The organism is Aquipuribacter hungaricus, from assembly GCF_037860755.1.
In the GTDB taxonomy this organism is placed as follows: domain Bacteria; phylum Actinomycetota; class Actinomycetes; order Actinomycetales; family JBBAYJ01; genus Aquipuribacter; species Aquipuribacter hungaricus.
This window is the reverse complement of record NZ_JBBEOI010000176.1, coordinates 1-7,456: the sequence shown is the minus strand read 5'-3', so window position 1 is coordinate 7,456 and position 7,456 is coordinate 1. Positions and strand designations below refer to the sequence as shown.

Annotated in this window: 5 protein-coding genes; all 5 read right to left on the bottom strand. The window is 76.1% G+C overall.

What is annotated here, in order from left to right; all coding sequences use genetic code 11:
• A partial coding sequence (locus tag WCS02_RS15175) for a DEAD/DEAH box helicase (RefSeq protein ID WP_340294688.1) occupies positions 1-2,066 on the bottom strand: 2,066 nt, incomplete at its 3' end.
• A gap of 19 nt (positions 2,067-2,085) precedes the next feature.
• Positions 2,086-3,780, bottom strand: coding sequence for a class I adenylate-forming enzyme family protein (locus tag WCS02_RS15170; protein WP_340294686.1), 1,695 nt, complete (start codon positions 3,778-3,780; stop codon positions 2,086-2,088).
• A gap of 186 nt (positions 3,781-3,966) precedes the next feature.
• Positions 3,967-5,196 (bottom strand): EAL domain-containing protein, encoded by a 1,230-nt coding sequence (locus WCS02_RS15165; RefSeq protein ID WP_340294683.1) that lies wholly within the window; start codon positions 5,194-5,196, stop codon positions 3,967-3,969.
• 329 nt (positions 5,197-5,525) lie between these two features.
• On the bottom strand, positions 5,526-6,233 hold the full coding sequence (locus tag WCS02_RS15160) for a fasciclin domain-containing protein (RefSeq protein ID WP_340294681.1): 708 nt from the start codon (positions 6,231-6,233) through the stop codon (positions 5,526-5,528).
• A gap of 210 nt (positions 6,234-6,443) precedes the next feature.
• A partial coding sequence (locus WCS02_RS15155) for a molybdopterin-dependent oxidoreductase (RefSeq protein WP_340294678.1) occupies positions 6,444-7,456 on the bottom strand: 1,013 nt, incomplete at its 5' end.

The window sequence follows — 7,456 nt, the reverse complement described above, 5'->3', positions numbered from 1 at the left end:
CCGGCGTACCCGCGGTCGGCGCGCTCGGGGCGGTCGCCGCCCTCCTCGCCGCCGCCGGCACCCGGGCCGCGGTCGCGCCGGACCTGGACCTTGCGCCCCTTGACGCGGGTGGCCTGCAGGGCGTGGATGACGCCGGTCGCGGCCTCGTCGGGGACGTCGACGAGCGAGAACCGCTCGGCGATGACGATCGGGCCGATGTCCTTGCCCGTGAGGTCGGACTCGTTGGCGATGGAGCCGACGACGTCCTGCGGGCGCATCCCGCCGGCGCGGCCGAGGCTGATGAACAGCCGCGTCTTGCCGGGTCCGGGACCCGCGTCGCGCGAGGGCCCGCCGGCGCCGGCGGGTGCACCGGCGCTGCGGCCGCCGAACGCGGCGTCCCGGCCGTGGCCGGAGTAGTCGCCGCCTCGGGGCACGCGCTGGGCGGTGAAGGACGGGATGTCCTGCTCGTCGACGGCACCGGTGCGGGCCGCGTGCGCCATGGCGATGGCTGCCAGCAGCAGCTGGTCGCGGTCCGTGCCGGCGGGGGCGTCGTCGAGCACGAGGCCCTCGACGTCGCGGAAGTCCTGCAGGTCGTCGCGGCCCAGCGCCTCGCGCAGCGCGGCGACGGTGCCCTCGAGGCGGCGGGCGCGCAGGTCCGCCACCGTCGGCAGCGTCTCGATGGAGATCCGGCGGCCGGTGAGCCGCTCGACCTGCTGGAGCAGCCGCTGCTCGCGGGGGGCGGCCAGCGTGATCGCGACGCCCTCGCGGCCGCTGCGGCCGACGCGGCCGGTGCGGTGGACGTAGGCCTCGGCGGCCGAGGGGACGTCGAAGTTGACGACGTGGGTGAGGTGGTCGATGTCCAGGCCGCGGGCGGCGACGTCGGTGGCGACGAGCAGCTCGGCGGTCTGGTTGCGGACCCGGCCCATGACCTTGTCGCGCTGGTCCTGGGTCATGCCGCCGTGCAGCGCCTCGGCACGGTAGCCGCGGCCGTTGAGCGTCTCGGTGAGCGTCTCCACCTCCTCGCGGGTGCGGCAGAAGACGATGGTCGCCACCGGCTGCTCCACGTCGAGGACGCGGCCGAGCGCGGCGGTCTTGTGCGCGCGGTCGACGAGGTAGGCGACCTGGCGGACCTGCGGCGCCTCGCCCGCGACCTGCGCGGCGCGCTCGATCCTGATCCGGACCGGGTCGCGCAGGTGCTTGCGGGTGATGGAGTCCAGGCGGCGCGGCATCGTGGCCGAGAAGAGCACCGTCTGCCGGGCGGGCGGGGTGGCGTCGAGGATCTGCTCGAGCTCCTCCGCGAAGCCCATGTCGAGCATCTCGTCCGCCTCGTCGAGGACGACGACCTTGACGCCGGACAGGTCGAGGCTGCGGCGCTGGATGAGGTCGACCGCGCGGCCGGGGGTGGCCACGACGACGTCGACGCCGCGCTCGAGCTCGCGCACCTGGCGCATGACGGGCTGGCCGCCGTACACCGGGAGCGTGCGGACGCCCAGCTGCTTGCCGTACTTGTGCAGCGCCTCGGAGACCTGCATGCACAGCTCGCGGGTCGGGACGAGGATCAGGCCGAGCGGGGCGCTGCGGCCCCCGGGGGCGGCGCCGTCGGCGCGGATGCGCTGCAGCAGCGGCAGGGCGAACGCGGCGGTCTTGCCGGTGCCCGTCGCCGCCTGGCCGAGCAGGTCGGTGCCGGTGAGCAGGGCGGGGATGGCCTCGGCCTGGATCGGCGTGGGCTCCTCGTAGCCGAGCTGGTCGAGGGCGTCGAGCAGCTCGTCGCGCAGGCCGAGCGCGGAGAAGTGGAGGGTGGGCTCGTCGTGGGACCCACCGTCGCCCTCCGTCGCGTCGGCGCCCGTCGCGTCGGTGGGCGCGTCGGGGGCGGCCGCGTCGTCGGTGGGCGCTCCGACGGCGGTCGCGCCGTCGCTGCCCGCGTCGTCGGCCGTCGCGTCCGTGGTCGTCGCGTCGTCGGTCGTGGCGTCGTCTGCTGTCGCGTCGTCCGCGGTCGCGGCAGGGGTCGCCGCGTCGTCCGGGGTCGCGTCGGGGGTCGCGGGGGTGTCGCTGGTGGGGCCGGGGGAGCCGTCCGGGGTGGTCGTCACCCGACCAGTGTCCCGCGTGTCAGCGGTCCTGCGGAACCGTGAGCGCCGCGCGGAGCGCCCCCTTGTCGGTCTTGCCCGTCCCGCCCCGCGGCAGCTCGTCCACCCAGCGCACGGTGCTCGGCACGGCCGCCGTCCCCAGACGCTCCCGGACCCACGCCCGCACCTGGGCGTCGGACGGCGCGGGGAGGTCCGGGTCCCGCACGAGGAACACCGCCACCGTCTCCCCGCTGCGCGGGTCGGGCGCCGCCACGCAGGCGGAGCCGACGACGGCCGGGTGCTCGTCGAGGACGCGCTCGACCTCGGCGGAGTACACCTTGGTGCCCGCCCGGTTGACCAGGTCCTTGACCCGGTCGAGCAGGCGCAGCACGGGGCCGTCGTCCTCTCCTGCCCGGTCGCCGGCCTGCCCGCCGTCCTGCGGGCGGGACGGCTCGAGCACACCGACGTCACCGGTCCGCAGCCACCCGTCGACGTAGGCCGCGGCGGTCGCGACCGGGTCGGCGGCGTACCCGGTGCTCAGCAAGGACCCCGCCAGCCACACCTCGCCCGGCTCGCCGTCGGGCAGGACGGTGCCGTGCTCGTCGCGGACCTCGACCTCGACGACCTCGAGCGGTCGCCCCGCTGCGCCGGGGTGGGCCCACATCGCGGGCCCGCGCAGCGTCGTCGCGGGGGAGTGCGTCTCGGACAGCCCGTAGACGTTCATCAGCGTGGTGCGGGGGAGCCGGTCGGCGAGGCCGTCGCGGAGGGCGTCCGGGAACGGCGACCCGCCGGCGCCGGCCAGCCGCAGCAGCGGCAGCCGGTCGCCGACCAGCCCGGGCTCGCGCAGCGACGCCTGCCACCAGGACGGCACGGCGTAGGCGAAGGCGACGTCGAAGGCCGCGAGCTGCTCCACCCAGGTCCGCGCCGAGCCGGTCGGCAGCATGACCAGGCGCGCCCCGGACAGCAGGGCGGGCACGACGTGGGCGTGCATCGCGCTGATGTAGCCCAGCGAGAACAGCACCCCGCTCGACTCGCCGGGCTGCAGGCGCAGCAGCCGGTCGTAGGCGATCCCGGAGTGGACGCTCGCCCGGTGGACGACCTGGCTCGCCTTGGGGCGGCCGGTCGACCCGGAGGTCCAGACGACCTGGTACGCCGCGGCGGGGTCGGCGGGCACCCGGTCGCGGGCCAGGTCCGCCCAGCGCCCGTCCGCGGCGGGGGCGGTGTCCGGTGCGGCGCCGGAAGTCCCGAGCCAGCCCGCGGCGCGCACCCCGTCGAGCCCCTGCACGGCGTCCCGCGCCTGGTCGGCGTGGCTGTCGTCGTGGACCAGCAGCCGGCAGCCGGAGTGCTCGAGCTGGTAGCGCCACTGCGGCGTCGCCAGCCGGGACGACAGCCCGACCGCGACGGCGCCCGTCGCCGCGCACGCGAGGATCGTCGCCAGGTGCGCGCCGGAGTTGGCCGCGGCCAGCCCGACCCCGTCGCCGGGCTTCACCCCCGCCCCCCGCAGCGCGGCCGTCGTGACGGCGACGTCGTCCGCCAGCCCCGCGACCGTGCGCGCGCGTCCGGTGAGGGCGTCGACCACGGCGACGGCGTCGGGGTGCCGGTGCACCGCGAGGTCGAGGACGTCGAGGACGTCGTGGGGGCGGGGGTCCGCGTAGGACAGCTGCTCGCGGCCCAGCCACGGCTCCCGCACCACGCGCACGGCGTCCCGGTCGTAGGCCAGGAGGTCGCGGTCGGTCACGCGGCGATGCTGGCAGGTCGCCCCGCCCCCGGCCCGCGGGGACCCCGGTCGGGCGAGCGGGCCCGAGACCGCCGGCGCGCTTCTCCGGCCAGGGGGCTGGACGTGCGAGGGGGCCCGAGATCGTCGGCGCGGCTCCCCGGTCCGGTGCTGGACGTGCGAGGGGGCCCGAGATCGTCGGCCCGCCCGTCAGTCGAGCAGGGCGGGCATCCCCAGGTGGTAGCCCTGGCCGAGCGGGACGCCGAGCTGGCGCAGGACCTCCACCTCGGCCGAGGTCTCGACGCCCTCGGCCACCAGGGTGGCGCCGGTCCGCCGGGCGAACCACGTGAGCGCCGCGACGAGCGCCTGGCGCGCCTCGTCCTCGGCGACGTCGTGCACCAGGGCGCGGTCGAGCTTGATGACGTCCGGCGACATCTCGAGGATGCGCTGCAGGCCCGCGTAGCCGGCGCCCGCGTCGTCGATCGCCACGCGACCGCCCCGCCCGCGCAGCCAGCCGACCCGCTCGCGCATCGCGGCGTAGTCCGTCACGCCGGTCTGCTCGGTGAGCTCGACGACGACCGCGGACAGGTCGAGGGGGCCGAGCGCCCTCGGCATCTCGTCGGAGCAGATGGCGGCCGCGGACAGGTTGACGGCCAGGTAGGCGCGGCCCGGGACGTCGGGCAGGCGGGTGAGCGCCTTGCGCACCGCGGCGATCTCCAGCTCCACGCCCATGCCGACGGAGGCCGCGCGGGCGAACCACTCGTCGGGCAGCGCGCCGTCGCCGAACCGGCTGAGGGCCTCGTACCCGACGACGTCCATCGAGGCCAGGTCCCGGACCGGTTGGTAGACCACGGCCGGGCCGCCGGCGTCGATGACCTGCTCGACGTCCTCGCGGGTCTGCTCGCGGCTGCGGCGGGGGAGCCGGTCGCCCTCCAGGTAGCGGGCCAGCAGGCGCGCGACGAGGCGCATCACCCCGAGGTCGCGCTCGCGGATGCCGGGGTCCGGGGTCTGGGTGAAGCCGCACAGGGTGCCGTAGACGTCGCCGTCGCTGTAGCGGATCGGGACGCTGAGGTGCGTCCCGACCGGCAGGCCGCGGGTGGCGGGCAGGTCCTGGACGGCCGGCTGGGCGCGGGCGTCGTGGACGAACTCCGGCAGGCGGCCGTCGGCGACCCGGGCGCAGTAGCTCTGCTCCAGCGGCTCCGACAGCCCGGCCTCGAGGATGCTCGCGTCCTCGGGGTCGGAGTCGACCGCCTCCACGACGCGGTTCCCGTCCCGGAACTGGCCGACGAAGGCCACGTCGAAGCCCAGGCGCTGCCGGAGCCCCGCCAGGACGAGCTCGACGCAGTCGTCGTAGTCCGTCCTCAGCCCCGAGGCCAGCTCTTCTGCCACCTTGACGACCTCTGGCAGGTCGACCGGTGCCGACGGACAGCTGGTGGTCACGTCAGAACCCTCCTCGCCGACGGTGCTCGCACACCGTCTGTCACGTCCCCCGAGCGATGAGTAAACACCGCCCGCCTCGTCCTGGCGAGGGGGACAGGCGCCCGGGCCACCCGGACGGCGCATCGGTGCTGGTCGTGGCCTCGCGCGCGCGGCAGGACGCCCCGGGCGCACGACGACGGCCCGCCGCACCGGGAAGGGTGCGACGGGCCGTCGGGACGCTCAGGCGGACGGGTCGTTCAGGGTGGTGCGCCCCTGTCCCGGGGGCCCGGCCGGGGCGGGCGGCATCCCTCCGCCTCCCCGGCCGGGGGTCTGTGCCGGTGCGACCTGGATCAGGCGGCCGGGGTGAGGACGCCGTCGATGAGGTACACGGTCGCGTTGGCGGTGGTGACGCCGCCGCAGATGACGTTGGCGCCGTTGACGGTCAGCGCCTCCGGGGTGCCGGCGACCTCGACGGTGCCGCCCTGGACGGTGGTCTGGCTGCCGACGATGTCGGCGGGCGCGATCTGCCCGGGGACGACGTGGTAGGTGAGGATGCTCGTGAGCAGCGCGGAGTCGGTCTTCAGCGTCTCGACCGTGGCCGGGTCGAGCGCGGCGAAGGCCTCGTCGACCGGGGCGAAGACGGTGAACTCGGCGCCGTTGAGGGTGTCGACGAGGTTGACCTCGGGGTTGATGCCACCGGACACGGCAGCGGTCAGCTGGGTGAGGATCGGGTTGTTGCTGGCGGCGACGGCGACCGGGTCGTCGCTCATGCCCTCGACGGAACCCTCGCCCTCGGGGGCGATCTCGGTGGCGAAGGCCTCGCAGCCGGGGCCCACGGGGCCGGCCATGGCCATGTCGCCGGACTCCGACGCCATGGGCTCGGACTCCTCCATGGAGGGCTCCTCGGACATCTCCTCCATCGGCTCCGCGGTGGCGGAGTCGACGGCCGCACCGGCGTCGGCGGTGGCCTCGGAGGCCTCCTCGGTGCCCCCGCCGCAGGCGGCGAGGACGAGGGCGGCGGTGATGGCGACGGGGGCGAGGCGCAGGTGCTTGGTCATGGTGGTTCCCTTCGGGTTCGTGTCCCGGGCTCTCCGGGTTTTCTGGTCGGCGCCGGTCGGGCGCCTGGTCTGCGGTGGCTGTGCACCTGTGTGGGGTACGTCGCCGGTGGTGCTCCCGGATGCATCCGGGGGGCTCTGGTCGGTCACGTTCTGGTCACGGTCCGGTCGGGACCCCGTCCCGGCGCCGTCACCGGTGGGGCCGGGCGCCGGTCAGGCGACCGTGACGACGACGGAGTGCCAGCCGGTGGACCCGTCGGGGGCGATCTCCGCCCGCTCCTCGGTCTGCACCTCGCCGTCGGCGTCGGTGGCCCGGACCTCGAGGCGGTGCTGGCCGGGCTCGGCCGCCCACTCGTAGCGCCACTGGCGCCACGTGGTCGGACCGGGGACCTCGCCGAGCTGGGCCGGCTGCCAGTCACCGCCGTCCACGCGCACCTCGACGGCGTCCACCCCGAGACCGGGGTGCCAGGCGGTGCCGGCCACCACGACGGTCCCGGCGGGCAGCTGGGCGAAGGACTCCGGGACCTCGATGCGCGACGCGGTCTTGACCGGCGCCTCGGCGGCGTAGCCGCGCGGGGTCCAGTAGGCCTCGTCGTCGGCGAAGCGCGTGACCTCCAGGTCGGTGACCCACTTGGTCGCCGAGACGTACCCGTACAGGCCGGGCACGACCATCCGGACGGGGAAGCCGTGCTCGAAGGGCAGCGGCTCGCCGTTCATGCCGAAGGCGAGCATGGCGTCGTCGCTGTCGACGAGGGCGGCGAGCGGGGTGGAGGCGGTCCAGCCGTCGACCGAGGTGGACAGCACCATGTCCGCGGTGGGGTCGACGCCGGCCTCGGCCAGCACGTCGGCCAGCCGGACGCCCCGCCACACCGCGTTGCCGGCCAGGGTGCCGCCGACCGGGTTGGAGACGCAGACCATGGTGATCTCGCGGTCGACTACGTCGAAGGTGCGCGTCAGCCGGTCCCAGGTGAGCTCGAGCTCGCGGTCGACGAGGCCGTGCACCCGCACGACCCAGGTGTCCGCCGCCTCGCGGGGGACCGTGAGCGCGGTGTCGACGCGGTAGAAGTCGGCGTTGGCGGTCCGGAACGTCGCGCCCTCCACGACCTCGGCGCCCGCCGGCACCGCCGGGACGGTGTTCCCCGCCGGCGGCAGGCCGAGCCCGGCACGGGAGGCCGCGGCGTCGTCGGCCGTGGTGCCGACCACGCGGCCGAGGGCGGCCATGGCGG

Bases quoted from the DNA above. Each gene is read 5' to 3' on its own strand.
- WCS02_RS15160 (WP_340294681.1), bottom strand. From the start codon at position 6,233: ATGACCAAGCACCTGCGCCTCGCCCCCGTCGCCATCACCGCCGCCCTC.